Annotated in this window: 25 protein-coding genes and 1 tRNA gene; 15 read left to right on the top strand and 11 right to left on the bottom strand. The window is 58.3% G+C overall.

The genetic code is table 11. The features are described 5' to 3' along the window. Window positions 1-26: 26 nt before the first annotated feature. Genes astA through astB form a run of 3 tightly spaced genes read left to right on the top strand, consistent with a single transcriptional unit; the run spans window position 27 to window position 3,945 of the window. Complete coding sequence (gene astA / locus KYE_RS00415; protein WP_008169245.1) at window positions 27-1,127, top strand: arginine N-succinyltransferase; 1,101 nt, start codon at window positions 27-29, stop codon at window positions 1,125-1,127. Further along, window positions 1,115-2,590 (top strand): succinylglutamate-semialdehyde dehydrogenase, encoded by a 1,476-nt coding sequence (astD, locus tag KYE_RS00420; RefSeq protein ID WP_008169246.1) that lies wholly within the window; start codon window positions 1,115-1,117, stop codon window positions 2,588-2,590. Before astA ends, astD begins: the two co-directional genes overlap by 13 nt. 14 nt (window positions 2,591-2,604) lie before the next feature. Continuing rightward, entirely contained in the window at window positions 2,605-3,945 is a 1,341-nt protein-coding gene (gene astB, locus KYE_RS00425; protein ID WP_008169251.1) for an N-succinylarginine dihydrolase, read from the top strand. A gap of 22 nt (window positions 3,946-3,967) precedes the next feature. On the opposite strand, the gene KYE_RS00430 is transcribed toward astB, so the two are convergent. After that, window positions 3,968-4,603: a TetR/AcrR family transcriptional regulator gene (locus KYE_RS00430; protein ID WP_008169253.1), complete on the bottom strand. Its 636-nt coding sequence runs from the start codon at window positions 4,601-4,603 to the stop codon at window positions 3,968-3,970. A 166-nt stretch (window positions 4,604-4,769) separates the two neighbouring features. Between KYE_RS00430 and KYE_RS00435 the strand changes: the two genes are divergently transcribed. Together KYE_RS00435 and KYE_RS00440 are read left to right on the top strand one after the other, a co-directional pair. After that, window positions 4,770-5,849 carry an efflux RND transporter periplasmic adaptor subunit gene (locus KYE_RS00435; RefSeq protein WP_008169257.1) on the top strand — a complete coding sequence of 360 codons (1,080 nt, stop codon included), beginning with the start codon at window positions 4,770-4,772 and terminating at the stop codon, window positions 5,847-5,849. Further along, on the top strand, window positions 5,849-8,875 hold the full coding sequence (locus tag KYE_RS00440; RefSeq protein WP_008169259.1) for an efflux RND transporter permease subunit: 3,027 nt from the start codon (window positions 5,849-5,851) through the stop codon (window positions 8,873-8,875). The genes KYE_RS00435 and KYE_RS00440 overlap by 1 nt, the downstream gene beginning before the upstream one ends. 16 nt (window positions 8,876-8,891) lie before the next feature. Here KYE_RS00440 and astE read toward each other — a convergent pair whose 3' ends face one another. From astE to KYE_RS00470, 6 genes are all read right to left on the bottom strand, one after another. Further along, window positions 8,892-9,947: a succinylglutamate desuccinylase gene (gene astE / locus KYE_RS00445; RefSeq protein ID WP_008169261.1), complete on the bottom strand. Its 1,056-nt coding sequence runs from the start codon at window positions 9,945-9,947 to the stop codon at window positions 8,892-8,894. Window positions 9,948-10,107: 160 nt separating this feature from the next. Further along, the gene (locus KYE_RS00450) at window positions 10,108-10,830 is read right to left on the bottom strand and encodes an ABC transporter permease (RefSeq protein WP_008169264.1); all 723 of its coding nucleotides are present in this window, start codon (window positions 10,828-10,830) and stop codon (window positions 10,108-10,110) included. A gap of 3 nt (window positions 10,831-10,833) precedes the next feature. After that, window positions 10,834-11,538 carry an ABC transporter permease gene (locus tag KYE_RS00455; protein WP_008169266.1) on the bottom strand — a complete coding sequence of 235 codons (705 nt, stop codon included), beginning with the start codon at window positions 11,536-11,538 and terminating at the stop codon, window positions 10,834-10,836. 49 nt (window positions 11,539-11,587) lie between these two features. Continuing rightward, window positions 11,588-12,340 (bottom strand): transporter substrate-binding domain-containing protein, encoded by a 753-nt coding sequence (locus KYE_RS00460; protein WP_008169268.1) that lies wholly within the window; start codon window positions 12,338-12,340, stop codon window positions 11,588-11,590. Window positions 12,341-12,439: 99 nt separating this feature from the next. Then, window positions 12,440-13,210 (bottom strand): ABC transporter ATP-binding protein, encoded by a 771-nt coding sequence (locus KYE_RS00465; protein WP_008169270.1) that lies wholly within the window; start codon window positions 13,208-13,210, stop codon window positions 12,440-12,442. Between the two features lie 154 nt (window positions 13,211-13,364). Further along, on the bottom strand, window positions 13,365-14,123 hold the full coding sequence (locus KYE_RS00470) for an FCD domain-containing protein (protein ID WP_008169272.1): 759 nt from the start codon (window positions 14,121-14,123) through the stop codon (window positions 13,365-13,367). A 344-nt stretch (window positions 14,124-14,467) separates the two neighbouring features. Between KYE_RS00470 and dctP the strand changes: the two genes are divergently transcribed. The 8 genes from dctP (at window position 14,468) to KYE_RS00515 (ending at window position 22,639) form a co-directional block, all read left to right on the top strand. Continuing rightward, on the top strand, window positions 14,468-15,514 hold the full coding sequence (dctP, locus tag KYE_RS00480; protein WP_008169277.1) for a TRAP transporter substrate-binding protein DctP: 1,047 nt from the start codon (window positions 14,468-14,470) through the stop codon (window positions 15,512-15,514). A gap of 100 nt (window positions 15,515-15,614) precedes the next feature. Continuing rightward, on the top strand, window positions 15,615-16,319 hold the full coding sequence (locus KYE_RS00485; RefSeq protein WP_008169278.1) for a TRAP transporter small permease subunit: 705 nt from the start codon (window positions 15,615-15,617) through the stop codon (window positions 16,317-16,319). Next, window positions 16,316-17,848, top strand: a complete 1,533-nt coding sequence (locus KYE_RS00490; RefSeq protein ID WP_008169280.1) for a TRAP transporter large permease — start codon at window positions 16,316-16,318, stop codon at window positions 17,846-17,848. Before KYE_RS00485 ends, KYE_RS00490 begins: the two co-directional genes overlap by 4 nt. Before the next feature lie 22 nt (window positions 17,849-17,870). Further along, a complete protein-coding gene (locus KYE_RS00495) occupies window positions 17,871-18,296 on the top strand; it encodes a GlcG/HbpS family heme-binding protein (protein ID WP_008169282.1) in 426 nt (141 codons plus the stop codon). 39 nt (window positions 18,297-18,335) lie between these two features. Continuing rightward, window positions 18,336-19,808: an FAD-linked oxidase C-terminal domain-containing protein gene (locus KYE_RS00500; protein WP_008169283.1), complete on the top strand. Its 1,473-nt coding sequence runs from the start codon at window positions 18,336-18,338 to the stop codon at window positions 19,806-19,808. Further along, window positions 19,801-20,868, top strand: coding sequence for a glycolate oxidase subunit GlcE (glcE, locus tag KYE_RS00505; RefSeq protein ID WP_008169285.1), 1,068 nt, complete (start codon window positions 19,801-19,803; stop codon window positions 20,866-20,868). Before KYE_RS00500 ends, glcE begins: the two co-directional genes overlap by 8 nt. 2 nt (window positions 20,869-20,870) lie before the next feature. After that, window positions 20,871-22,079: a glycolate oxidase subunit GlcF gene (gene glcF / locus KYE_RS00510; RefSeq protein WP_008169287.1), complete on the top strand. Its 1,209-nt coding sequence runs from the start codon at window positions 20,871-20,873 to the stop codon at window positions 22,077-22,079. A 119-nt stretch (window positions 22,080-22,198) separates the two neighbouring features. Further along, entirely contained in the window at window positions 22,199-22,639 is a 441-nt protein-coding gene (locus KYE_RS00515) for a DUF4124 domain-containing protein (protein ID WP_008169290.1), read from the top strand. 12 nt (window positions 22,640-22,651) lie between these two features. On the opposite strand, the gene rhtB is transcribed toward KYE_RS00515, so the two are convergent. Beyond that, window positions 22,652-23,272, bottom strand: coding sequence for a homoserine/homoserine lactone efflux protein (rhtB, locus tag KYE_RS00520; RefSeq protein WP_008169293.1), 621 nt, complete (start codon window positions 23,270-23,272; stop codon window positions 22,652-22,654). Window positions 23,273-23,275: 3 nt separating this feature from the next. Continuing rightward, window positions 23,276-24,238, bottom strand: a complete 963-nt coding sequence (locus KYE_RS00525) for a calcium/sodium antiporter (RefSeq protein WP_008169295.1) — start codon at window positions 24,236-24,238, stop codon at window positions 23,276-23,278. A 189-nt stretch (window positions 24,239-24,427) separates the two neighbouring features. Between KYE_RS00525 and KYE_RS00530 the strand changes: the two genes are divergently transcribed. Both KYE_RS00530 and KYE_RS00535 read left to right on the top strand, forming a co-directional pair. After that, the gene (locus KYE_RS00530) at window positions 24,428-24,868 is read left to right on the top strand and encodes a universal stress protein (protein WP_008169297.1); all 441 of its coding nucleotides are present in this window, start codon (window positions 24,428-24,430) and stop codon (window positions 24,866-24,868) included. Window positions 24,869-25,034: 166 nt separating this feature from the next. Then, window positions 25,035-25,223 (top strand): hypothetical protein, encoded by a 189-nt coding sequence (locus KYE_RS00535; protein ID WP_008169300.1) that lies wholly within the window; start codon window positions 25,035-25,037, stop codon window positions 25,221-25,223. 65 nt (window positions 25,224-25,288) lie between these two features. Here the strand turns inward: KYE_RS00535 and KYE_RS00540 are convergent. Then, window positions 25,289-25,364, bottom strand: a tRNA-Phe gene (locus tag KYE_RS00540). A 121-nt stretch (window positions 25,365-25,485) separates the two neighbouring features. Next, window positions 25,486-25,758, bottom strand: a complete 273-nt coding sequence (locus tag KYE_RS00545) for an oxidative damage protection protein (protein WP_008169302.1) — start codon at window positions 25,756-25,758, stop codon at window positions 25,486-25,488. Window positions 25,759-25,831: the final 73 nt, after the last annotated feature.

Genomic DNA, 25,831 nt, shown 5'->3' on the forward strand with positions numbered 1-25,831 from the left:
GCTGTCGATCTCGGGGAGGCGACCTTATGCTGGTAATTCGCCCGTTACAGGAAAACGATCTGGATGACCTGTACGCCATGGCCCAGGGTGCCGGTAAAGGGCTGACCACCCTGCCGGCGGATCGCGAGCTGCTGCAGAAGAAGATCAATCACGCCCGTGAAACCTTCAACCAGCGCATTGCACCGGAAGCAGGGCTCTATCTCTTCGCTCTGGAGGATACCGAACGCAAGAAAACGGTCGGTATCAGCGGTATCCAGGCTCGCGTTGGTCTGGATGAAGTTTTCTACAATTACCGTCTGAGCGTCACCGTCAATGCCTCGAAAGAGCTGGGTGTGCACGTGCGGACTCCAACGCTGCATCTGTCAAACGACATGACCGATACCAGCGAAATCTGCTCCCTGCTGCTCTCCGATGAGTACAAAGGCGGAGGCAGCGGCCTGCTGCTTTCCCGCTGCCGGTTCATGTACCTGGATGAATTCCGCAAACACTTCTCGGAAAAAATCTTCGCGGAAATGCGGGGCGTGTCGGATGCCAACGGCCGGAGCCCTCTGTGGGACGCGCTGGGAACCAAATTCTTCGACATGGAGTTCAGCGAAGCGGACATGCTCTCGGGGCTGGGCAACAAGTCGTTTATTGCCGAGTTGATGCCCAAGTATCCGATATACCTGTCCATGTTGCCGGATTCCGCACGTGCCGTGATCGGCCGGGTCCATGACAACACCGCTCCGGCACTCCGGATGCTTCAGTCCGAGGGGTTCAACTTCAACGGACTGGTAGACATATTTGATGGCGGGCCCGTGGTTGAAGCCTTCGTTCACAATGTCCGGACGGTTCGCGAAGGCATGAACCGGCACGCCATGGTCACTCGCAAACCGGTCAACCTGGACGTTCCATCTGAGGAGCGGGTCATGGTTTCGAACCGCTCATTCCGGGATTTCCGGGTGACTACCGTGCCGATAGATTGTATCGGACCGGATACCGTCAGCCTGCCACCTGAAGTTGCCGAAGCCTTGCAGATTGAATCTGGCGATCCGGTTCGCCTGGCCCCCTTGAAAGACTCGGGGCTGCTGACCAAACATAGTTATAGAAGCTCAGTACCGGGAGGTGCATCGAAATGGCAAAGCTGACGGGTGAACTGTTTATCGACGGGCTCTGGCTACCGGGCCACGGGCCGGTATTCGAATCTGTCCAGCCGGTGACCGGTGAAACACTCTGGGATGGCGAAAGCGCCAATCTGGAGGATGTGGATGCGGCCGTTCGTGAAGCCCGCAATGCCTTTGTGAAGTGGCAGCGCAAGAGCTTTGCCGAACGCCAGGCCGTTGTTGAAGCCTTTGGTGAACTGCTTGAGGCTCACAAGGAAGAGCTGGCACACCAGATTGGCCTGGAGACCGGCAAGCCGCTGTGGGAATCCCGCACGGAAGTGGCGGCGATGATCGGCAAGATCGGCATTTCCGTGAAAGCCTACAACGACCGTACCGGGACATCTGAATCCGATGTTGCCGGTGGTCACGCCGTGCTCAGGCACCGGCCCCACGGGGTCGTTGCGGTTTTCGGCCCCTACAACTTTCCAGGGCATTTGCCGAATGGCCACATAGTGCCGGCTTTGCTCGCCGGTAACACGGTGGTGTTCAAACCGAGTGAGCTGACCCCGGGGGTCGCCGAGCTGATGGTAAAACTCTGGGAGAAGGCCGGCATTCCCGATGGAGTGATCAACCTCGTCCAGGGCGCTTCTGCCACGGGCAAATCCCTGGCCGGCCACCCGTTGATTGACGGCCTGTTCTTTACCGGCAGTTCTACCGTGGGTCATCTGTTGCACAAACAGTTCGGTGGCCAGCCTGAGAAAATCCTGGCCCTGGAGATGGGCGGCAACAACCCGCTGATCGTTCAGGATGTGGCTGATGTGGATGGTGCAGTGCACCATGCCCTGCAGTCGGCCTTCCTGTCGGCCGGTCAGCGCTGTACCTGTGCACGTCGCCTGCTGGTACCCAAGGGCAAGAAAGGTGACGCGTTCATCGACCGGCTGGTGGAAGTCTCCGCCCGAATCAAGGTCGGCGAGTTCGATGCCGATCCGCAGCCGTTTATGGGCTCCGTGATTTCCGCGGAGGCCGCCGAAAAACTCCTGGCGGCCCAGGCCAGCCTGCTTGAGAAGGGCGGCAAATCCCTGCTGGAGATGAAGTCCCTGAAGTCCGGAACCGGCCTGCTGTCGCCTGGTATCGTGGATGCCACAGGTCTGGACGTGACCGATGAAGAGTTCTTTGGCCCCTTGCTGAAGGTGTATCGCTACAAGAGCTTTGATGATGCACTGGCACTGGCGAACGATACTCACTACGGGCTGTCAGCGGGCATCCTGACGGACGACCGGAAACTCTATGAACGGCTGGTGGAAGAAGTGCGCGCCGGTATCGTGAACTGGAACCGGCCGCTGACCGGCGCCAGCAGCGCGGCGCCCTTTGGTGGTGTTGGCGCCAGTGGCAATCATCGCCCGAGCGCCTACTACGCTGCCGACTACTGTGCCTGGCCCATGGCTTCTCTGGAGGCCGGCAAGAGTGAGATGCCAGAGTCTCTGGCACCCGGCCTCAATTTCGATTAACGGAACCCAGTGCCATGGTGAAACACGCGGTTGAAGCAAACTTCGATGGTCTGGTCGGTCCCACCCACAATTACGCGGGACTGTCCTGGGGCAATGTAGCCTCCAAATCCAATGTCAGTTCCGTCTCGAATCCGAAAGAGGCGGCACTGCAGGGCCTGGCCAAAATGAAGCGCCTTGCGGACCGGGGCTATGTGCAGGGCGTTCTGCCTCCCCATGAGCGGCCGCATATTCCGACACTTCGGGCCCTGGGGTTCGAAGGTCCGGACGCTCGCGTTCTCGAGCAGGCGGCCAAATCCAGTCCATCGATCCTGGCGGCAGTCTCTTCTGCGTCGCCGATGTGGACGGCCAATGCGGCCACGGTATCGCCGAGTGCCGATACCTCTGACCATCGCGTGCATTTCACTCCGGCCAACCTGAGCGCCAAGTTCCACCGTTCCATTGAGCATGCGGTGACCGGACGGGCTCTGAAATCCATTTTTGCCGACGAGAGCTATTTTGCGCACCATCCGGCGCTGCCATCAGTGAGCCACTTTGGCGATGAGGGCGCGGCCAACCACACCCGGTTGTGTGCCGGTTACGGTGAGCCCGGCGTGGAACTGTTTGTGTATGGCCAGATGGCGTTCAACGAGCAGGCTCCGGCTCCGAAGAAATACCCGGCACGGCAAACGCTTGAGGCATCCCAGGCGGTGGCACGGCTGCATGGTCTCAGGGACCAGAATGCGGTGTTTGCCCAACAGAATCCGGACGCCATTGATGGCGGCGTTTTCCACAACGACGTGATAGCGGTGGGCAACGGTAATACGCTTTTCTACCATGAAATGGCGTTTCTTAACGAAGCGCAGGTGCTGGCGGACATCAGGGAGCGGCTCACCGGTGCCGAGCTGGAAGCGGTCCGGGTCAGCAGTGCCGATGTGCCGCTGGAAGATGCCGTGGCCTCCTACCTGTTCAACAGTCAGTTGCTGAACACACCCGACGGCATGCTGCTGGCGGTGCCCGGCGAGTGCCGAGAAGTGGCTTCGGTCAGCCGTTATCTGGATGGCCTGGTGAAGTCCGGCGGGCCGATCACCGCGGTGGAAGTGTTCGACGTCAAGCAGTCTATGCGCAATGGCGGTGGCCCGGCCTGTCTGCGGTTGAGGGTGGTGCTCAACGACGATGAGCTGAAAGCCATCAACCGGGGTGTGTTGCTCACCGATGAACTCTATGAGCGCCTGACCACCTGGGTGGAAGCCCATTACCGGGATGAACTCAGCCAGAACGAGCTTGGCGATCCGATGTTGCTGGAGGAGGTTCGCAAAGCCCTGGACGAACTCACCGGGATCATGGGCCTGGGCTCCATCTACGATTTCCAGCTCTAGCAGCCTGCCGGGCTGCGAGTTGTCAGGCAGAAATCGACGACGTCAGCATATCCATGGTGTGCCGGATCAGCTGCTCGGCCGGAAACGCCGGGTTACCCTCGCCCATTTCCGACTGGCAGAGCAGGATCACCCCGTGCAGGGCCCCGCGCAGGTACAGTGCGGTCTGAACGGGGTCGTTGATCCGGTCGCGGTTCATGGTGCCGTCCCGTAGCCCCAGTTCGATGGCCCCCACCATCAGCTCCATCAGGTCTGATTTGGAGCACAACATTTCCTCTGCCTGACTTTCGTCTGCCTCTGCCATGGCGGTGGACGCCTTGGTCAAAGCCGAGAAGTAATCCGGTTCCTCCAGATAGAAGCGATAATAGGATTCTCCCATCGCCCGGATCTGGCTCAGCCCGTTATCCGCGGTCTGTCTTGCCTCTTCAAATCGACGGAACAGGCTATGGCCCGCCCTGAGCATAATGCCCCTCTGTATCGCAGCCTTGTCCTTGAAGTACACGTACAGCAAGGCCCGGCTAAGGCTGGCGGTACGGGCGATGTCGTCCATGGACGTGCGTTCGTAGCCCTTTTCCGAGAACACCAGTTCGGCGGCGTCCAGGATGGTGTCGTAACGGGCCTGTTTCTCACGCTCGCGACGGGTTTTCAGCGGTTCGCTCATTCAATCATCCGGTAAGTTGGCAACAGCACGCATAGGATACCTGAAATCGAATCAAACCCGATTATTGACAAAATGTCAAAGAATGACATGATGTCTAAATCAATCATCGGGTTTCTCCAGGGACAGGACCCCGCCAACTACACAAGCAAGGATGAAAGGAAGAGTCATGACACCACTTCGAATCCCCGTTGCCATCGTTTCTCTTGCGGTTTTTTCACTGTTTCTGTCGGGCTGTAAAGCCAGTGACGTAGCCCCGGAGCCCGGGCAGCAGAAGGTTTCAGTGCGTGTGTCTGAAGTTTCCGGCGGCGAGAGCCAGGATATGCCGCTGCGGTTTTCCGGAATTGTTCGTGCTACCCAGCGAGCGACACTGACCTTCCAGGTCAGTGGCACCCTCAAGGAGCAGGCGGTGGAGCTCGGTCAGAAGGTACAGGCCGGTGATCTGCTCGCCCGGGTCTACAATCCAGGCCTGGAGCCGGCCCGGGATTCTGCCAGGGCCCGCCTGGAAGAGTTGAGAACCCAGTATCAGCAGGCTCAGCGGGAGTGGGAGCGCTCCAGCCGATTGCACGAGCGCGGTGTGGTGTCCGAACAGACGCTGGAGCAGCTCGCAGCTCGGCGGGACTCCCTGGAGGCGAGCGTCGCAACGGCGCGGGCGTCCCTGGCGGAGGCAACCCAGCTGCTCGAGGAAAGTACACTTCGGGCGCCCTTTTCCGGACGGGTTGAAGCCCTGCTGGTGGAGCGGGACGAATTCGTGGCGGCCGGACAGCCGGTGATGCGGCTTTCCTCGCCCGAGGGCCGTGAGGTAGAGGTGCGGGTACCGGCGTATCTGCTGGATCATGTCGAGCTGGAGCAAACCTTGCCTGTCTGGTCCGTCCAGGACCGCAGCCGCCCGCCACAATCCGGTTCGGTGGTCGAGATTGCCCAGGCCAGCGCCATTCGCGGCGAGCTGCATCCGGTTCTGGTGAGCCTGCCGGTAAACACCCTGGAGCCCGGCCAGCCGGTAGAAGTGGGCATCACGCCTGTTCGGGAATCTGCCATCACAGTGCCCCTGCTGTCGGTGATCCGCAACGCCGAGGGCGTCAGTGTGTTCCGGGTCCGGGATAATGTGGCCTCCCGTGTTGCGGTGGAAGTCGACCGGGTCGTGGGCGAGCGGGTGGTGGTTACCTCTGGCGATTTGTCCCCGGGTGACCTGGTGGTTTATGCCGGCATGACACGGCTGGCGGACGGTGATGCCGTGGAGGTGCGCTGATGACCCGCCGGCTTCTGAACTGCCAGCGTCTGCTGGGCATGGTGGTGACCATGCTCTGCCTGTTGGGTATCGCGGCTTACAGCACCATGCCACGCCAGGAAGACCCGTCGTTTCCCTACCGGGCCGGCCTGATCAGCATCAACTATCCGGGTGCCAGCGCCGAGGCCGTTGAACGGCTCGTACTCAGGCCCCTGGTGGATGAACTTCGGCAGGTGGAGGAGGTGGATTATACCCAGTCCACCGCCCGTACCGGCGTTGCCATCGTGCGCCTGCGCCTGAATGACGACATCTACGACACCGACCCCGCCTGGGACCGAGTGCGCCAGGCCATGGAGCGCGCGAAGCAGGACTTCCCGGACGATGTGGGCCGGATGGTACTTGATGACCGTCTAATCGATATTCCTGCCATCGTCATGGCCGTAGGTGGCTCGCCCTCGGTAACGGAACTATCCGACGTTGCTGAACGGTTGAAGCAGAACCTCTCGGATTTGCCGGGGGTTTCCCGGATTGAGCTGGAAGGCGATGCAGACGAGCAGATTACCCTGGCACTGGACGATGCCGCGCTCTTCCGGCTTGGTATCTCACCGGCGCGGGTGCTGGACACGCTGGCGCGGCGAAACCAGACCATTCCCGGCGGCTTCGTGGTGGTCAATGGCCGCCGCCTGTCGGTCCTTCCCAACAGCGAGTTTGCCGATATTGACGCCATCCGCGCCACGCCCATTGAACTTCCGGATGGCTCACAGGTGCCCCTGGCCGCGGCAGCGGATGTCTGGCGTGGACCAGTAGAACCCAGACAGCCGGAAACCTGGTACGACGGCGAACGGGTGGTGCTGGTCTCCATCATTATGGAAGAGGGCACCACCGATGCGATCCGCTTTGGTCAGCGGGTGCGCGAACGCATGGAGCAGATTCGCGGAGACTTTGAACCCTACGAGATCCGGGAGATGTTCTTCCAGCCGGACAAGGTGCAGGAACGGCTCGATAACCTGGCCTGGAGCCTGGTGCTTTCAGTGCTGATCATCGTGGCGGTGGTCTTTACCGGCATGGGCATTCGTATGGGGCTGCTGGTCGCGTCCATTCTGCCCATGGTTGCCCTGATCAGTGTCGGGCTCTATGACCTCGGTGGGGGCGTGCTGCATCAGATCGCCGTCATTGGCATGGTGATCTCATTGGGCATCCTGATCGACAACGCCATCGTGATCGTCGAAAACATCCAGGGGCACCTGGATGAGGGCATGCGGCGGCTGGATGCCCTGCGCCAGGCCGTCAGCGAGCTGGCCGGCCCGCTGGGTGCCTCAACGGGAACGACACTGGCGGCCTTCGCACCCCTGCTTCTGGCCAAGGGCGGTGCTGCGGATTTCACCCGTGGCGTGCCGGTTATGATCATGCTGACACTGTCCGTCAGCTATCTGTTGGCTATCTCCGCCGTTCCCTTGCTGGCGGCCAGATTCCTGAAGCCCCGCCGCAAGGCGGGCCAGGACCGATTGATCGGAGTAGCCCGTTTTCTGGGTGGCCTGGTATCCCGTTACCCCGGACGGCTGATTACCGCCGGCGCCATACTTGTGGGCATCAGCCTTGCGATGACCCCCTTCATGGCCCAGCAGTTCTTTCCGAATGCCGATCGCCCGAGGGTGATTGTCGAAGTCTACATGCCCGAAGGCACCGACCAGGCCCGCACGGCTGAGGCCACGGAAAGTCTGGAGCGAATTATCCGTTCACAGCCGGACGCCCTGAAGGTCCACCGGTTCGTAGGCTTCACCGGACCTTCATTTTATTACAACCTGCAGCGCGCCCCCCAGGCACCGAACCGGGCACGGCTGGTGGTTACCACACCCACACTGGAAGACACTACCGGCATGATCCGCTGGATTCGCGCGCACGTGAAAGACCAGATGCCGGAACTGGATGTGACCGTGGGTATCCTCGGGCAGGGGCCGCCCAGGGCTGCGCCGGTGGAAATCCGTGTCTACCATGCCAATGATGGTGCCCGGATCGAAGCGGTGGAGCGGATCTTCAGCATTCTGAGAGGCGTTGAGGGCACGGTTGATGTCCGCCATGACCTGGATATTGGCGTTCCGAGTATTGCCATCAACGTCGACGATGCCACGGCGGCCCGCTACGGCCTGACCCGGGCCGATGTGGCCCAGAGCCTCTATGGCCAGAGCTTTGGTGTGGTGGCTGAGCGCTATCGCCAGGAAGAGGATCCCATCCCCTTGGTGCTGCGTTCCCGCGAGGGCACGGCCCTGTCGCTTTCACGGTTGCTGTCAGTGAATATCTACAACGACCGGGGGGACGCCGTACCGCTCTCAGCAGTAGCGACAGTGGATACCACCTGGGAACCGGCGGCTCGATACCTGCGTGATGGCGTAAGAATGAACACCGTCACGGCTAATCTCGAAACCGGTTACAGCTTCAGCCAGGCTCTGGACGGCCTTTACGCAGGGCTTGAGAGAAACCCGTTACCGCCGGGTACCCGCATGGCCATGGGCGGCGATGCTGAGGGCTCCGGTGAAGCCAATACCGCATTGCTCACCGCAGCCCCCATCGGGATGCTTTTGCTGCTGTTCTTCCTGCTGCTGCAGTTCAACTCCTTCCGCCGGGTCGGCATTATCCTTCTGACGGTGCCGCTGGCTACCGTCGGTATTTTCCCCGGATTGGTGCTGTCCGGCTCACCCTTCGGTTTCCAGTCTCTGCTTGGCGTGATCGCCCTCGTGGGAATCGTGGTGAACAACGCCATCGTTCTGCTGGACGTGATGGATCGGGAACTGGAGAAAGGAAGAGACATCCGCGACGCCATGCGCAACGCGGTAGAGCAGCGCACCCGCCCGATCCTGCTGACCACAGCAACCACCGTGGCCGGCCTGCTGCCATTGGCGTTCTCAAGCTCCACGCTCTGGCCACCCATGGCCTGGGCCATCATCTCCGGCCTGCTGGCCTCAACGGTGCTCACGCTGCTGGTCATCCCGGCTGTCTGCACCCAGTTGATCAAAGCCAGCGTGCCGGAACCCGAAAACGCCCCGGCCTGATCAGCCGGAACGAGGGTCAGATGAAACTTTCATCTGACCCCGTTTCTGGCCGGATCATCAGCCCGACTCGATGGCCCACCGGAACCTCCGGATTGGGGAACACAATCGCCTCTGGTGAATGCCCCACCCGGTAACTGGTCTCGTCGTCCTCCCAGATGACTGTGCCGGGCTGATACTCGGTGAAATTGGCGACATCGTCCGGAATGTGGAACCGGAAGTTCTTCCCGGTGTTCAGAATCTCATGCACCACCTCGAACACCGTCAGGTGATCAAACGGCGGCTGCGGCGCAGGTGAGGGTGGCCCCCGGAACCGCCGTCGCAAGGCATCCTGGATGCCGGAAAAGCGCCCCAGATCATTCTGACCAAACGGCCGAACCTTACCCAACTCCATGGTAAAACTCTCGGCCTTCAACAGCGACGAGGAAAACGACGAAAACGTGGTGCCCGCCTTGTGCTGCAGCAGAAGCGTCTCCACCTCCGCCTCCAGCAGAAAATCACGCTGGTCGACCGGAACCGTCCGGCCCTCAACAAACGGATACAGTGCAAACCGCTCCCGGTGTGACGGCCGAATGGCCGTGTGCAGGTCGTAGTGATAGAGCGCCTGGGGATTGGCCATGGCAAACTGCCGGCAAGCCTCCTCAAGCTCCTGCGCCCGCGCAGCCTCGGCCAGCCCCTCATACTCGTTCCGACTATGCGCGCCATCGAACAGCCGATTGAGGTTCACTTCCAGAAAGCGCTTCCCTGCGACCATCGCGGGGGGATTACCCAGAATCAGCAAGACCGGGCAAGCCAGCTCCCATTCGCCCTCAATCAGTTCGGAAACCAGTCCGTTAAGAACCTCAATGGGCGCTGTTTCGTTCCCGTGAACACCTGCGGAAACGATGATGGCCTCGGCATTCGGGTTGCTTCGGCCAGCCGGGGGAACAATGTCCAGAACACCCACGGCCTTGCGGCTGATTCGGGTACCGTCGGGGAGAAAGGTCTTGATTTCTGGGAGTGATGCGGCTGGGTTGTCCAGGGCGTGGGAAAGCCAGTCACAATTCGTTCCGAACAGATCTTGTTTTGCCGACATAGAAGCCCCGAACCAGGTTTGGGGGCGGGCAGGGTATTGCCTCCCGGGAATGTCTGAAGCCATGGATGGCTTCAGTCAAGCGCACATGGATGTGCTCGTAGCGTTTCCCGGGAGGCAATACCCTGCCTGCCCGGGCACTGAAGTATGATGTTCCGCGGGCTCAGCCGTTCACCGGCCGCTGATGCTTCAGAAGATGAGTTTCGAGTTTGCGGAAAGCAAAAACCAGTATAAACGTGAGCGCCATATAGCAAAGTGCCACAAAGATAAACGCATCAAACGGCGCATAAAACCGGGAGTAAATATTACGGGCTGCTCCCGTCAGATCCACAATGGTTACTACACTCGCAATCGCACTGGCGTGCAGCATGAAGATCACCTCGTTGGAGTAGGCCTGCACCGCCCGCCGCGCTGCACTTGGCAGCACAATCCGCCGCATCCGCATAAACCAGTTCATGCCATAGGCTTTGGCTGCTTCAATTTCACCGTTGGGTGTAGATATGATCGCACCGCGGATAATCTCCGTGGTATAGGCCGCCGTGTTCAGTGTGAAAGCCAGCAGTGCCGGGTAGAAAGGCTCCCGGAAAATCTCCCACCAGAAGGTCTCCTGGATGCCCTCAATCTGGGCCAGCCCGTAATAGATGATGTAAAGCTGGATCAGCAATGGTGTGCCGCGGAACAGATAGGTGTAAAGCCACACCGGGCCGGAGACGAAGGGGTTGCGAACCGTCCGGAGGATGGCCAGCGGAACCGCCACCAGCAAACCGATAACCAGGGACAGAAACACCAGATGCACGGTGGTCACCATGCCATCCCAGTATTCCATGATGGTCATGGCGGTAAAGATTTCGTTCTGGTTCAGCCACTCGGCAATGAAATCAGGCATCCGTTAACCCCCCTGAACCACGCCGACATTGGCCCGTTTATCGAGCCACTTGATGAACAGCTCAGACCCCGCCGTAAGGGCCAGATAGACAAATGCCACCGGAATGAAAAAGTGGAAAGGCATCCGCTCTGCCTTGGCGGCTTCCTCGGCAACCCGGACCATGTCCGTGAGCCCGATGATCGACACCAGTGCCGTGGTTTTCAGCAGAACCTGCCAGTTATTGCCCAGCCCGGGCAGGGCATGACGAAGCATCTGAGGCAGCATGATCCTGCGGAAAGTATGCAGGCGGGTAAAGCCGTAGGCGCGGGCGGCCTCAATCTGGCCGGTTTCAACCGCCAGAAAGGCACCTCGGAAAGTTTCGGTCATGTAGGCGCCGAAGATCAGCCCGATCGTTACCACGCCAGAGATAAACGGGTCGAACTGAAAGAAAAAATCGATTTCGTAAGCTTCCCAGATGTAGTCCGAGAGCATGTTTACGGCAACCTGGCCGCCATAGTAGAACAGCAGCATCATGACCAGGTCTGGCACGCCACGTATCAAGGTGGTGTAAGTGGTGGCGATGCCTCTGGCAACCCGGCTTTGCGACAGTTTGGCAGGCGCGCCAATCAGTCCCAGGACAACCGAGAGGGCCAGAGAGAGGAAGGCCAGCTCAAGGGTAACGATTGCCCCGTCTATCAGGGCCGGGCCATAACCTTTCAGATCAAGCATGGGAACGTCCGGTAAGCAGAGGCGGCCTTAACGGCCGCTCCAGGCAGATTTACATCTTGATGTCGTAGGCGAAGTACTTCTGCATGAGGGTGTCGTAGGTCCCATCTTCCTTCAGGGTGCGAAGGGCTGCATTCACTTGCTCTGCGATATCCGCGTCTCGCTTGCGCATGGCAACGCCAACACCCTCACCCAGCTTTACGGGCTCACCAACTTCCTTGAAGCCTTCCTTGGGCAGTATAGTCTGCTCGCCTACCGGATAGTCTACGAAGACGACATCCAGACGCTGGCCTTCAAGGTCCAGAACCATGTCATCGGCGGTTGTGTAACGCTTGATGGTCACAATGCCGCCCATGTTTTCGGTTACGTGGGTGTCCATGGTGGTGCCACGCTGAACGCCCACGGTCTTGCCCTTCATGGCGTCCATGTCGGTGACGTCGGTGTTGAAGCTCTCAGGGCCGAACCAGCCACCCGGGGTGTTGTAGTACGGCTCGGAGAACAGAACCCGCTCGGCCCGCTCCGGAGTGATGGACATGGAAGACATGATCAGATCAAACTTACGCGCCAGCAGACCCGGGATCATGCCGTCCCATGACTGAATAACGAATTCGCAGTCAGCGTTCATTTCTTCACACATGGCTTCGGCCAGTTCCACTTCGAAACCGGTCAGCTCGCCGTTCTCGTCTTTGTACTCAAACGGCTCGTAGGGCACGTCGAATGCAATGCGGAGGCTACGTTCCTGGGCCTGTGCACCGCCTGCAATCAGGGCGAGGGCGCAGCTTGCTGCAACAATCAGTTTTTTCATGTGTCACTTCTCCAGTGGTTTGCCTTTTGGGCTTTATTTTTGATGGAAGTTTTTGGTTCCAGCATTTTATTTTTCACCGGTTCAAGATAGCACCGAGTGTCAGAAGTTGGGAGTCAGGAACTGCTTCATGCGTTCCGAATCCGGGTGATCAAACACTTTTTCGGGGGTACCCTGTTCCTCGATCACGCCCTGATGCAAAAACAGGACCTGACTCGACACATCCCTTGCGAACGCCATTTCGTGGGTAACCACGATCATGGTGCGGCCTTCCTCGGCCAGGCTTTGCATAACCTTCAGTACTTCCCCCACCAGCTCAGGGTCCAGCGCCGACGTGGGTTCGTCAAACAGCATGACTTCCGGTTCCATGGCCAGGGCCCGGGCAATAGCCGCCCGCTGCTGCTGGCCACCGGACATCTGGGCCGGGTAGTAGTCCTTGCGCTCGTAGATGCCCACCTTGTTCAGATAGGCTTCCGCGCGCTCGATGGCTTCCTTCTTGGGAACCTTGAGCACGTGGATCGGCGCTTCAACGATGTTCTCCAGCACCGTCATGTGAGACCAGAGATTGAAGCTTTGGAACACCATGGAAAGTTTGGCGCGGATCAGCTCAACCTGCTTGTTATCCGCGGGAATGCGTTCGCCCCTGCGGTTGGTCGTGAACTTTATTGGGTCGCCGTGCACGATAATGTCGCCGGAAGTGGGGGTTTCCAGCAGGTTTATACAACGCAGGAGGGTGCTCTTGCCGGAGCCGGAGCTGCCGATCAGGGAAACCACGTCGCCTTTGCGGGTCTCCAGTGAAATACCTTTGAGCACTTCAAGCTGGTCAAAGGTCTTGTGAATGTCCCTGCAGATCAAAGGCGACTGGTCCGCCATGGGTGACTCCTGGGGCTGTAATTCAAAGGCGCATGTTTTACGGACTGTGGATACGGAAATCAATCCCTTAAAGAGAGCGTTTTACCGAATTTCACCGCCGTTCGCTGCATGACATTGTGGTCGAATGATTGTTCAATGCAAGCTTTTTGCCATGCTAGGCTTCTGCCCGCAAATGATCATTCGCTTTGTCCTGTTCAATGGGCAGCCTGATCAGTTTGCCTCCGTCTTTCTCCATGTCTCTCATGGCCTCACTGACAAACCGTACGTGGGCCATCGCCACCTTCTGGGCGTTGGCCGGCTTGCCAGCGATGACGGCCTCATACAGCTGCCGGTGCTGGCGGACGATTTTCTTCCGCATTTCTTCTCTCGGGTTCAGGTTGGCAACCGAGGCCTGAACGGTCAACAACATCATGTTTTTCAGGCTGTTGAGCACATGCACCAGTACCGGATTATGGGATGCCTCGACAATCGCAAGATGGAAACCATGGTCGAGACGGGCGTTACGAAGCGGGTCGGTATCCTCAAGCGCCCGGAACGCCTTCGTGATGCGATGCCGGTCGAGGCGGGTTGCCCGCAGGGCAGCGAGATAGGCGGCCTGGCCTTCCAGTTGTTCGCGTACTTCCAGAAGGTCGAAAAGTGTGCGGGGATGTCCCTCGAAAAGATGCATCAGCGGACTCTGTTCTCCCAGCTCGCTCGCGCCGGGCACCATGCTGGCCACAAACGACCCCTTGCCGTGGCGGGTCTCAATAACGCCGCGGCCCTGAAGCTCATGCAGGGCTTCCCGGATCACTGCGCGGGAAACACCCAGCCGGGTCGCCAGTTGGCGCTCGGACGGTATCTTCTGCTCCGGAGCCAGCCCGCCGTCGAGAATAAGGCGTTCCAGCCGATATGAGATTTCCTGGGAGATTGCCATTTGGGGGCCTGTTTATGCTCTCTGGTCTGACCAGTGAATGCTTCTGATTGTAGGTGTTTCCGTTCTCAGCTGATGTGCGTCCGAGCCCGTTAAATATGGCCGATTCAGAGTATTTCGTCCATTTTTAATACTTCAAAAACTGGTCAGACCAGTGCTCACCGAACTGGACTAAACCCGGATTGGCTACGAATATCATTCTAATGTCGGCCTGCGCCGGCGTTGCCATAGACGCTGATAAAAACAAAGCCAACGGAGACGTTTCGATGAATTCGAAGAATAACATCCGAAATAGCTGTGACACTGGCGAGACCCCACCTCGCAGAAGTTTCCTCAAGACAATCGCCATGGGCGCCACTCTGGCAGGCGCAATGCTCATGGGCGCAGGTCAGGTCCAAGCTGCTACCACGTGGAAAATCCAGTCGACCTGGGACGCGGGTACGGTGGGCTACACGCTCTTCGAGGAGTGGTGTAAGAGTATTGAGGCCAAGTCCGGCGGAGAGCTCAAGTTCCAGTGCTTCCCGGCCAAGGCGGTTGCTGCCGACAACAACGCGCTGTTTGACGCTGTTCGTAACGGCGTGCTGCAGGGTATGAACCCGTTCACCCTGTACTGGGCGGGCAAGATCCCTGCCTCTGTGTTCCTGTCTTCCTACCCAGCGGGTCCGGATCAGCCCCATCAGTGGGACACCATGTTCTACTCCATGGGTATGCTCGAGAAGACCCGGGAAATCTACAAGAAGTTCGGCCTGTTCTACGTTGGCCCGATCCAGCACGATGCCAACATCATCCATTCCAAGCAGCCGGTAAACAGTCTTGACGACCTGAAAGGTATGAAGATCCGCGTACCCGGAGGCATGGTTGCCGAGGTTTTCCAGCAGTTTGGCGTGTCCACGGTCAGTCTGCCGGGCTCGGATATTTTCCCGGCTCTCGAAAAAGGCACCATTGACGCGGCGGACTTTGTAGGTCCTGCGGTCAACTACGAGCTGGGCTTCTCCCAGGTTACTGACTACATCATCTTTGGACCTCCCGGCGTGATGTCTATCTACCAGCCGGTGGACCTGATGGATCTGACCGTCAGTCTGCGTGCCTGGAACTCTATCTCGCCTGAGCTTCAGCAGCTGGTTGAGGACGAGGTTCGGATCTACTCCCAGAAGCACTACCTGGCCATCCAGGCGCGCAACATCGAGGCGATGGAGAAGTTCAAGGCGGATGGCGACACGGTTACCCGCCTGAGCCAGGAAGATCTGGAAACCTGGCGTAAAGCTGCGATCCCCATCTGGTTCAACTGGGCCAACAAGAATGATGACGCGCGCGCCATCCTGGATATCCAGCTGAAGTACATGATGAACGACACGGTTGGCTACATAACCGAAGAAGACATCAAGGGCTTCTGAGTTCCAAAGCTCAAATAAAAAACGACACACGAGGAAGGCAGGGTTAGCCGACTAAGGATTAGCCCTCCCTTCCTCGCTCTTTGATCTGGGTGGTAACAACATGTCTGATCTGAGTTCCTTTGGCTTTGTTTTGCCGCACTGGTTCTACTGGGGCTGGCTTGCGGTAATGCCATTGCTCATGATGGCTTGGGATAAGTGGAGCAGTAAGCACGGCGGAGATGACGCCGAGCCCGAGAAAACGGTTTCCGAGCTGCAGTCTGAAGAAGATGATCCTCTTGCTCACTTTGAGTACGAGGGTAACTGGTTTACGAAAATCGTTGACTGGATGTGCGAGAAGTCAGGTCTTTTCGTTGCGTTCTGGACCATCAACGCCGTGCTTTTCTATTTCTTTGAAGTGGTGATGCGATACATCTTTAACATGCCAACGATCTGGGTGCATGAGGCCAGCTTCCTGATCTTCGGTATGCAGTACATCCTTGCCGGTGCCTTTGCGCTGTTGCACGGAGCGCACGTTCGGGTAGACGTCGTCTACAACTTCCTGCCGGTTCGCGGGCGCGTGGGCATGGATATTTTCACCTCCATGTTCTTCTTCATATTTGCAGCCGTTCTGGCCACCACATCCTGGACCTTCTTCCAGGACTCCCTGATGATGCAAGAGACCACTGTCGAGACCTGGGGTATCCAGTATTACCCCGTGAAAGGCGTGATGTTTGTGGGCGCAATCCTGTTGCTGCTCGCCGGCTTTTCGAAGCTGCTTAAAGACATCGTACTGTTCATCCGTCTCGGTCAGGAGCGCACATCATGAGTACAACAACTGCAGCGCCCAGCAGCGGCATGGCCGGAAAACTGGGTACATGGTTAATGATCATCGCCACCGTGGGTCTGGCGTTTGTCATCTGTGTTGAACTGATCAACATTCTCTTTTATGACCCATGGAGTGATGACAAATTCCTCTTCAAGCTCTCGGGTAGCTTGTCCGGCGTCGAAATCGGGCCGTTGACCTACCTGATGTTTGGATCTCTGGCTGTCGCCCTGATGATGGGGCTGCCGCTTGCTTTCGTGACCGGTGGTCTTGGTGTCATGTTCATCTACCTGGTGGGTGACGCCATGATGTTGAACATTGTCCCCGGCCGGATCTTCCCGTTGATGGCAAACCCCGACATTGCTGCGATCCCTCTGTTCATCTTCATGGCGTCGATGCTTGAACGCGCGGGCCTGATCGAAGAAATGTTCAGCGTGGTTTACAAGTGGATGGGCGGCATCAGTGGCGGCCTTGCTGCTGCAACCATTGTCGCCTCTACGATTCTGGCTGCGATGGTCGGTGTTATCGGTGCCGCCGTTGTCACCATGGGCATTATCGCACTGCCGGCCATGTTGAAACGTCATTACGACCACAAGATTGCCATCGGCTCCATCATGGCGGGTGGAACCCTGGGTATCCTCATTCCGCCTTCGATTCTGGCCATTCTGTATGCCGTTGTTGCACAGCAGTCTGTGGGCGAGCTTTATCTGGGCTCTCTGTTGCCCGGTCTGATGCTCTCCGGTCTGTACCTGACTTATGTTCTGGTGCGCAGCTGGCTGAATCCGAAGCTGGGCCCGCCCATTCCGGTGGAAGACCGGATCAGTCTGAAAGAAAAGCTCAAGCTTCTGGGCAACCTGATTGCACCCCTTGCACTGGTTGGTCTGGTTCTGGGCCTGCTTTTCGGTGGTATTGCCACGCCGGTTGAAGCGGCTGGTATCGGTTCGTTCGGTGCCATTATCGTTGCGATGATGCACAAGAAGTTCTCGATTGCCGGCCTTCGCGAAGCCTCCGTGACCACGGCCAAGGCGTCTGCCATGGTTCTGTGGATCATGTTCGGTGCATCGGTATTCGTCGGTTTCTACATCCTCCAGGGTGGTCAGCAGTTTGTCACCGACGCCATACTTGGAACCGGCATGTCGGCGTACGGGATCCTGCTCCTGCTGATGGTCTTGCTGGTGGTTCTGGGTATGTTCCTTGACTGGGTTGGTATCCTGCTGCTGGCAGTGCCCATCTTCATTCCGATTGTGAAGGCGCTGGAATTCCCTGGCTTGTTCGGCTTCCCGCCGGTAGCCGGTGACGACGTGGTGCTCTGGTTCGGTGTGTTGTACCTGGTGAACATGCAGATGTCTTTCCTGAGTCCGCCGTTTGGTTACGCACTGTTTTACATCCGCGGCGTTTGTCCTCCGGAAATCTCCATGGGTACCATCTTCAAGTCTTCCCTGGTGTTCCTGGCGATTCAGGCGTTCGGACTGTTCATGTGTGTCCTGATCCCCGGCATCGTAACCTGGCTGCCAGGGCTGGTTTACGGTTAATCAAATCAAGGAGTAAAGCTTTATGTTGACGATCAAACGACTGGACCTTGCCGAGGCGCGCATCCTCATTGAGGGCGCGGCTGAAAAGGCCCGTGAAATCGGTGTGCCCATGTGCATCGCTGTGGTGGACGAATCCGGCAATCTGGTGGCCTTCGAGCGCATGGACGGCGGCAAGATCACCAGTGTGACCATTGCCCAGGACAAGGCCTTCACGGCGGCTGCGGCCAAGAAAGCCACCCATGACTACAACAAGGTGAACGTGCCCGGCAGTCTCGCTTTCGGTATCCACACCGAAGTTGGCGGGCGCATCAGCTCTGTTGGCGGTGGTCTGCCGGTGATCGTCGACGGCGAAGTGGTGGGTGGTATCGGAATCAGTTCCGGTACCCCCCAGCAGGATATGGACTGTGCCCAGGCCGGTCTTGACCACTTTGAAACAAAACGCGGTTGATGACTGTCACACTGACGTAATTCGAACCCAGAGAGTGCTATGACTACCAAGCCGAAAGTCAGCAAAGCCGAGCTGGCGGAGCAGTTCCGGGCGTTTATCGACCCGGACTACGTCATCACCGATGACGAAACCATGAAGCCCTACGAATGCGACGGCATGTCGATGTATTGCGAAATGCCGTTGCTGGTGGTGCTGCCGGAAACCGTTGAACAGGTGCAGCGGGTGATGCGCATCTGTAACGAGAACGCGGTACCTGTGGTGGCCCGTGGAGCCGGAACGGGACTCAGTGCCGGTGCCATGCCCAACAAGGAGGGCGTGGTACTGTCGCTGGCCAAGTTCAATCGCATCGTGGAGATTGATCCGCTGGCCCGAACGGCAAGACTGCAGCCCGGGGTGCGAAACCTCGCCATCAGCGAAGAAGCGGCCCAGTACGGTCTGTATTACGGGCCAGATCCTTCCTCGCAGATCGCCTGCACCATTGGCGGTAACGTGGCCGAGAACTCGGGCGGCGTGCATTGCCTCAAGTACGGTCTGACCGTTCACAACATCCTGAGCGTGGAAATGGTCACCGCCGAGGGTGATGTCGTGACCGTGGGCAGTGATGGTCTGGACGGCTGTGGGATGGACCTGCTTGCGCTGATGACCGGCTCCGAGGGGCTGCTGGGTGTGGTGACGGAAGTCAAAGTGAAGCTGTTGCCGAAACCCGAAGTAGCCCAGGTTGTCATGGCCGGGTTTGATGACGTGCAGAAAGGTGGTGACGCCGTGGGCGGGATTATCTCCCACGGCATTATCCCTGGTGGCCTTGAAATGATGGATGGCCACGCCATCATCGCAGCGGATGACTTCGCCCAGGCCGGCTACCCGCGGGACGCCAAGGCGTTGTTGCTCTGTGAAGTGGACGGCACCGAGGAGGAAGTTCACGAACACATTGCCCAGGCCGAAGAAGTCTTCCGAAAGCTGGGTGCCACTTCGGTTCGGACCTCTCAGAGCGAGGAAGAGCGAGCCCTGCTGTGGAAAGGCCGTAAGTCTGCGTTCCCGGCCGTGGGCCGGATTTCACCGGACTACTACTGCATGGACGGTACCATTCCCCGTCGTGAGATCGCCTATGTTCTGACGGAAATGGAGAAGATGTCCGAGGAGTTTGGTCTGCGCGTCGCCAACGTGTTCCATGCCGGCGATGGCAACCTGCACCCGCTGATCCTGTTTGATGCGAATGTGCCCGGCGAATTCGAGCGCACGGAGGCCTTCGGTTCACGCATCCTGGAAATGTGTGTGGAGGTAGGTGGCTGCATTACCGGTGAACACGGCGTTGGCGTTGAAAAGATTCGCCAGATGGCAGTGCAGTTCAACGATGAGGAGCTCCAGCAGTTCCACGACGTAAAGGCCGCGTTTGATCCCGCCGGTATCCTGAACCCGGGCAAGGGCGTACCGGCCCTTCGGTTCTGCCAGGAATACCGCTCCCTTGAGCACAAACAACACACGCACGAACATACGGAAGCCGCCCATGGCTGATATTTCCCAACAGTTGAAGGAGCAGGTGCTCCAGGCCCGGGAGAGCGGGCACAAACTCAATATTGTCGGCGGTGGCACCAAGGCCTTTATGGGCCGGGAAGCCGACACCGATGCCGGAACCCTCAACGTGGGCGAGCATACCGGTATCGTTGACTATCACCCGGTGGAGCTTGTTTTGACCGTCCGTGCCGGTACGCCGCTGAGCGAAATCGAGGCGACTCTGGCTGAAGAAGGTCAGTGCCTGCATTTTGAGCCACCCCATTTTGGTGCCGCCTCCACCATCGGCGGCACCCTGGCCTGTAACCTTTCCGGTCCGGGACGCCCCTGGGCCGGCTCGGTGCGTGACCAGGTGCTGGGTATCCGGCTGCTCAATGGCAAGGGCGAACATCTTCGCTTTGGTGGTCAGGTCATGAAAAACGTGGCCGGCTATGACGTATCACGTCTTCAGGCCGGTGCCCTGGGAACTCTGGGCGTAATCACTGAAATCAGCATGAAAGTGATGCCGAAACCGGCCGCTTCCCTGACCCTGGTTCAGGAAATGGGCATGGACGAGGTGGTTCACTATATGAACAGCCGGGCGGCCGAGCCCAAGCCCATCACCGCCGCCTGCTGGGTGGACGGCAAGGTTTACCTGCGCCTGGCCGGTGCGAAATCCGGTGTGGAAGCCACCGCTGAAAAGTGGTCCGGCGAAGTGATGGAAGAGGGCGACCACTTCTGGCGACAGGTGCAGGATATGCGTCACGAATTTTTTGCCGGTAACGACGTGCCTTTATGGCGCTTCTCCGTTGGTTCGACAGCTGCCACACCGAAACTGGAAGGTAACTGGTTTATCGACTGGGCCGGTTCCCAGCGCTGGTTCCGTGGCGCCGGTGAGCTGAAAGATCTGGAGCCTGCGGCCCGAGCTGCCGGTGGCCAGGTCAGCCTGTTCCGTGGTGGCGATCGCACCGGTGAGGTGATGCATCACCAGCCGGAGGCCCTGAAGGGCATTCAGCGCCGCATCAAGAATGCCTTTGATCCGGACAATATCTTCAATCCCGGACGTTTATACAGCTGGTTGTAATTATGCAGACGAATCTGGTTCAACAATTTGCTAACACCAAGGAAGGCCAGGAAGCCGAGTCGATCCTGAGGGCCTGTGTGCATTGTGGCTTTTGCACCGCGACCTGCCCGACCTATCAGGAACTGAACGATGAGCGTGATGGTCCTCGTGGCCGGATCTACCTGATGAAGATGTTCCTGGAAGGGGCGGAAGTTACCGAGAAAACCCGCGAGCACCTGGACCGCTGCCTGACTTGCCGCAGCTGTGAGACCACCTGTCCGTCCGGTGTCCAGTATGGGCGTCTGGTGGACATCAGCCGCGGTCTGATGGAAAAGGAGATGCCCAGGGAGCCGAAAGACAAGTGGCTGCGCTGGGCCCTGGCGCGGGTGATTCCCAACCGCCAGTTGTTCGGTGTTCTGCTTCGTCTGGGGCAGGTTTTCCGCCCGGTATTACCGGAAAAACTGCGCACCAAGGTGCCGCCCAGAAAGCAGGCCAGCCCCTGGCCTGCAGCCAGTCACAGCCGTATTGTGCTGGCACTGGCCGGTTGCGTGCAGCCTTCGGCCACTCCGAATACCAATGCAGCCGCCGCCCGGGTTCTGGATCGGCTCGGCATTACCATGGTGGAAGCCCCGGAGGCTGGCTGCTGTGGTGCCGTGAATTATCACCTTTCCGAGCACGAGAAAGGCCTGGAAAGAATGCGCCAGAACATTGATGCCTGGTGGCCCGCTATCGAGGCGGGTGCTGAGGCAATCATCATGACGGCTTCCGGTTGCGGGGCGATGGTTCAGGATTACGGTCATCTGTTGAAGGACGATCCGGTCTATGCCGCCAAGGCCCAGAAGGTGAGCGAACTGTGCACCGATCTCGGCGCCTTTTTGCTGAAACAGGATCTGGAAAAGCTCAAGGTCCGGCAGGACCCGGGCAAGGTGGCATTCCATTGTCCCTGCACCCTGCAGCACGCAATGAAGCAGAACGGTGTGGTGGAGCAGGTGCTGACACGGGCGGGTGTTAACCTGGCTGCGACCAAGGACAAGCACCTTTGCTGTGGGTCTGCGGGCACCTATTCGGTGACCCAGCCGGAGATGAGCCAGAAGCTGCTTGGTAACAAACTGAAGGCTTTGACCGTCGACAATCCGGACCGCATCGTGACCGCCAATATCGGTTGCCAGATGCACCTGGAAACCAAGTCGCCGGTGCCGGTGCAGCACTGGATCGAGCTTCTCGACCAGTAAAACCGAAATCGGGGTCGGATGAGGTGTTCATCTGGCCCCTAGCCTATCTGCCCCCAAGCTTGGGGCTTTTTTCGCTATACTGCCCCACCAAATTACCGAACCACAGGGAGTGGAACCGTATGCCAAGGATGATGGCTGGTCTTGTTTTGTCTTTATTTCTCACTTCAGCAGTCAGTGCCGAGGTATACACCTGGATAGACAGCCGGGGCGTAGCGCATTTTTCCGATTACCCGCCGGGAGAAATTCCCCATAAGCAGCTTGACGTGCAGGCGCCTGTCACGGTGCCGATGTCCGAGAATCTCGGGCAAGGCAAACGCGTGTCAGGAATCCGCAAAGAGGTTGAAGGCCTGCTTGCCTCCGGTCGCCCGACGGGCTCCGGAGCAACGGCAAAAGAAAAGGCCGATGCCGAGCTGGAGAAGACCTGCGCAACCTATAGAAGCAAACTGGAGCGGATCCAGTCTAAACTGCGGGCGGGCTATAGCAACGACCGGGGGAACAGTCTCCGGCAGCAGCGCAGGACGCTCAGCCAAAAGCTGAGCCGCGAGTGCATCCTGCGCTGATTCAGGCTGATATCAGGCGCGCTTGAAGCTGGCCAGGGCGACAGCGGCGGTCACAAACAGGCCGCCAAATACGCGGTTCATCTGCCGCTGGCGCCGGGCTGTGGTCATAAACCGGAACAGCTGGCTTGCCAGCAGGGCGTAGCCGAGCATTACCAGGCAATCCACCAGAATCAGTGTGATGCCCATGGTGAGCAACTGCGGGCCATGGGGTGCGCCTGCTACCAGAAACTGTGGAAACAGGGCCACCAGAAAGACCGTGGCCTTGGGGTTGGTGAGGTTCACGAACACGGCATTCCAGAACCGCTTGTACCCGCTAACGGGCTGACGGTCATCGTCCATGGATTCCATCACAGGCTCTCGCCATTTAGAAATGCCCAGCCAGATCAGGTAGGCAACACCCAGCCATTTGATAACCGACAGGGCGATGTTGGAGGACGCGATGATGGCGCCGAGGCCGGCACCCACCAGCAGAATCTGGATGCCAAAACCAAGCTGCAGCCCCATGATTGCCGGCAGCGATCGGCGAACGCCGTAACGCATACCATTACTCATGGTATTGATCGCCCCTGCACCCGGGGACACACTGATCAGAACGGCTGCAACAAGGAAGGTCAGCCAGGCTGCAAGTGACATGATTTACGCTCCCGAAAAAGCCAACAGATACACGGTATAAGCCACGAAGGCAAGTAGCAGGGCGCTCCCTTCAAACCGGTTGACACGTCCGGGCCCGCGGAAGCCATAGCACATGGCAAACAGAACCAGGGTGAGGGCAGCCATTACCGGGAAGTCACGGGTGAGCACTTCTGGCGCCACCGGCATGGGGGCAATCAGTCCTGCAATCCCCACGACGGCAAGGGTGTTAAACAGGTTGGAACCCAGAATGTTGCCCAGGGCCAGATCATGCTCTCCTTTGCGGGCGGCAATGATGGATGAGGCAAGTTCCGGAAGTGATGTACCAACGGCCACGATGGTCAGGCCGATAACCAGATCGCTGATGCCAAAGGTGGTCGCCAGATCAACCGCACCCCACACCAGTATGCGGGAGCTGATAATCAACAGCAGCAGTCCGACCACCAGCCATAAAATGGCTTTGCGCACTGGCATTGCGTTCACTTCTTCGGTCATCTCTGTAGCGAGAGCATCGTCTGGTTGCCGAAGGCCCTGGTAGATGCTCCAGCCAATCAGTACAACGAAAGCCAGCATCAGACCGATGGCATCCATCCGGCTCAGATCTCCGTCCCACAGTTGCCAGCCGGCAAAGGCGGTGACCAGAATGAGAATGGGTAGCTCCTTTCGCATGACCTGGGAGTGAACGGCGATCGGCGCCAGCAGGGCTGTGATGCCCAGAATCAACGCAATGTTGGTGATATTTGAGCCATAGGCGTTGCCCAGAGCCAGACCGGGATTACCCTGCGAGGCCGCCAGTGCAGACACGGCCATCTCTGGCGCAGACGTGCCGAAACCCACCACAACCATACCGATGAGCAGTGGTGGCGTACCGAAGTGGCTGGCTGTGGTAGCCGAGCCTTCCACAAATTTGTCCGCACTCCACACCAGCAGAATCAGGCCTGCAATGATCGCCCCAATGGCCATCAGCATTTCAATCACTCCTTGTCATCAATTGCCGTCTCGGCAGCGCAAGGATTAATGGTGCCACAGGTTCCGGCAATAGGTACAAATGCGCTTCGACCATAAAACCGATCCCGCTGTAATTGATTTCAATCAACCCTCGTATGGCCGCAGCAATGTTAGTTTGGTTAAACATTGATCAGGAAAGGAGTTGATGACATGGCAAATGGAAATCAAAGCATCGTAGTCGCGTGTGACGGTTCGGAGCATTCATCACACGCCGCCAAAATGGCAGCAGAGTTTGCCAAAGCGACGAGCCAGCCACTCAAACTGCTTGCCGTCTTCCCCGGTACCAAGCTCGAGAGACTGATCGTAAGTGGCATACCGCAGAGTGACATTGACGAACAAGCCAGCGAATACGGACGCAAGGCATTTGATGCCGCGAAGCAGGCGGTAAGCGGGATTGTTGAGCCGGCGGAAGAAGTCCTGCTAAAGGGTGATCCGGCCAAGGAAATCGTCGAGTACCTCGATGAACATCCCGGCTCCCATATGTTTCTGGGGCGCCGCGGCGACTCTACGTTGAGAAGCCTCACTCTTGGCAGTGTGAGCGAGAAGGTCGTCAGGCATTCCCATCGTCCGGTGACGGTGGTTAGTGAGTAACCGGCAAAACTTGGTAGACTCTCCAAAGCCCGCATGAAGCGGGCTTTTTCATTTCTGATCCTCAATGCACTCCATGTTTCGCCACAATTCATGCGAAAAACAACCGAGATAGCTCTGTGGCAGAGACTTTATGCTGACCGGGTAAATTCAACGAAACGAGGTGGCTATGAAGACTGCAGAGTTGATTGAGAAGTGGCTTGATAAGTGCGACCTGGCGAGACTGGCCCAGGAGCGCTACAAAGAAGATCCGAGCCCCACCAATTACTCGGAACTGAAAAGGGCCATGTGTGAGCGACGGTTGATGGAAGAGCGCATTGATCCCAGGACTAGCAATGCCCAAAGAATCCCAGCATGAGTCGGCTTTCTAGGGCGTCAGAAACAACAAAACCCGCACAAGGCGGGTTCTGTCTGAATTCTTAATGGTGCCCGGAGGCGGAATCGAACCACCGACACGGGGATTTTCAATCCCCTGCTCTACCAACTGAGCTATCCGGGCATGTTGCGCTACTGCTGTGCAACGGGGCGCTATTAAACCGGTTTCGATGTTTTGAGTCAAGGCTAGGCCGGAAAAATTTCTGAATCTTTTCAGGCATGCTCAGGCTTTGATCAATCCGGGGTTATTGTTCCGGTGGAACGTAGCCCTCGGCCTTGTCGAACGGTTCGTTGTTGAAAAAATGTTCCATCTGCGCCTGCAGGTACTTGCGGGTGTTGGGGTCCATCAGGCTCAGGTGTTTTTCGTTGATCAGCATGGTCTGCTGGGCCTGCCATTCTTCCCAGGCCTGCTTCGAGATGTTCTCGAAAATGTCCTGGCCCTTGGCGCCGGGCATGGGCGGGAAGTCCAGGCCTTCCAGTTCTTTCTGGTATTTGCGGCAGAAAACAGTACGGCTCATGATGGCTCCTGTTGGCAAATGTTGCTGGCGGTGATGATAACAGATCGTTGCGGCTGAGGGGGCCAGCGCACTG

The organism is Marinobacter manganoxydans MnI7-9, assembly GCF_000235625.1.
GTDB classification, from domain to species: Bacteria; Pseudomonadota; Gammaproteobacteria; order Pseudomonadales; family Oleiphilaceae; genus Marinobacter; species Marinobacter manganoxydans.

Excerpts from the sequence above, each read along its gene's own strand:
- astA (WP_008169245.1), top strand. The coding sequence starts at position 27 with ATGCTGGTAATTCGCCCGTTACAGGAAAACGATCTGGATGACCTGTAC.
- astD (WP_008169246.1), top strand. The coding sequence starts at position 1,115 with ATGGCAAAGCTGACGGGTGAACTGTTTATCGACGGGCTCTGGCTACCG.
- astB (WP_008169251.1), top strand. The coding sequence starts at position 2,605 with ATGGTGAAACACGCGGTTGAAGCAAACTTCGATGGTCTGGTCGGTCCC.
- KYE_RS00430 (WP_008169253.1), bottom strand. The coding sequence starts at position 4,603 with ATGAGCGAACCGCTGAAAACCCGTCGCGAGCGTGAGAAACAGGCCCGT.
- KYE_RS00435 (WP_008169257.1), top strand. The coding sequence starts at position 4,770 with ATGACACCACTTCGAATCCCCGTTGCCATCGTTTCTCTTGCGGTTTTT.
- KYE_RS00440 (WP_008169259.1), top strand. The coding sequence starts at position 5,849 with ATGACCCGCCGGCTTCTGAACTGCCAGCGTCTGCTGGGCATGGTGGTG.
- astE (WP_008169261.1), bottom strand. The coding sequence starts at position 9,947 with ATGTCGGCAAAACAAGATCTGTTCGGAACGAATTGTGACTGGCTTTCC.
- KYE_RS00450 (WP_008169264.1), bottom strand. The coding sequence starts at position 10,830 with ATGCCTGATTTCATTGCCGAGTGGCTGAACCAGAACGAAATCTTTACC.
- KYE_RS00455 (WP_008169266.1), bottom strand. The coding sequence starts at position 11,538 with ATGCTTGATCTGAAAGGTTATGGCCCGGCCCTGATAGACGGGGCAATC.
- KYE_RS00460 (WP_008169268.1), bottom strand. The coding sequence starts at position 12,340 with ATGAAAAAACTGATTGTTGCAGCAAGCTGCGCCCTCGCCCTGATTGCA.
- KYE_RS00465 (WP_008169270.1), bottom strand. The coding sequence starts at position 13,210 with ATGGCGGACCAGTCGCCTTTGATCTGCAGGGACATTCACAAGACCTTT.
- KYE_RS00470 (WP_008169272.1), bottom strand. The coding sequence starts at position 14,123 with ATGGCAATCTCCCAGGAAATCTCATATCGGCTGGAACGCCTTATTCTC.
- dctP (WP_008169277.1), top strand. The coding sequence starts at position 14,468 with ATGGGCGCCACTCTGGCAGGCGCAATGCTCATGGGCGCAGGTCAGGTC.
- KYE_RS00485 (WP_008169278.1), top strand. The coding sequence starts at position 15,615 with ATGTCTGATCTGAGTTCCTTTGGCTTTGTTTTGCCGCACTGGTTCTAC.
- KYE_RS00490 (WP_008169280.1), top strand. The coding sequence starts at position 16,316 with ATGAGTACAACAACTGCAGCGCCCAGCAGCGGCATGGCCGGAAAACTG.
- KYE_RS00495 (WP_008169282.1), top strand. The coding sequence starts at position 17,871 with ATGTTGACGATCAAACGACTGGACCTTGCCGAGGCGCGCATCCTCATT.
- KYE_RS00500 (WP_008169283.1), top strand. The coding sequence starts at position 18,336 with ATGACTACCAAGCCGAAAGTCAGCAAAGCCGAGCTGGCGGAGCAGTTC.
- glcE (WP_008169285.1), top strand. The coding sequence starts at position 19,801 with ATGGCTGATATTTCCCAACAGTTGAAGGAGCAGGTGCTCCAGGCCCGG.
- glcF (WP_008169287.1), top strand. The coding sequence starts at position 20,871 with ATGCAGACGAATCTGGTTCAACAATTTGCTAACACCAAGGAAGGCCAG.
- KYE_RS00515 (WP_008169290.1), top strand. The coding sequence starts at position 22,199 with ATGCCAAGGATGATGGCTGGTCTTGTTTTGTCTTTATTTCTCACTTCA.
- rhtB (WP_008169293.1), bottom strand. The coding sequence starts at position 23,272 with ATGTCACTTGCAGCCTGGCTGACCTTCCTTGTTGCAGCCGTTCTGATC.
- KYE_RS00525 (WP_008169295.1), bottom strand. The coding sequence starts at position 24,238 with ATGCTGATGGCCATTGGGGCGATCATTGCAGGCCTGATTCTGCTGGTG.
- KYE_RS00530 (WP_008169297.1), top strand. The coding sequence starts at position 24,428 with ATGGCAAATGGAAATCAAAGCATCGTAGTCGCGTGTGACGGTTCGGAG.
- KYE_RS00535 (WP_008169300.1), top strand. The coding sequence starts at position 25,035 with ATGAAGACTGCAGAGTTGATTGAGAAGTGGCTTGATAAGTGCGACCTG.
- KYE_RS00545 (WP_008169302.1), bottom strand. The coding sequence starts at position 25,758 with ATGAGCCGTACTGTTTTCTGCCGCAAATACCAGAAAGAACTGGAAGGC.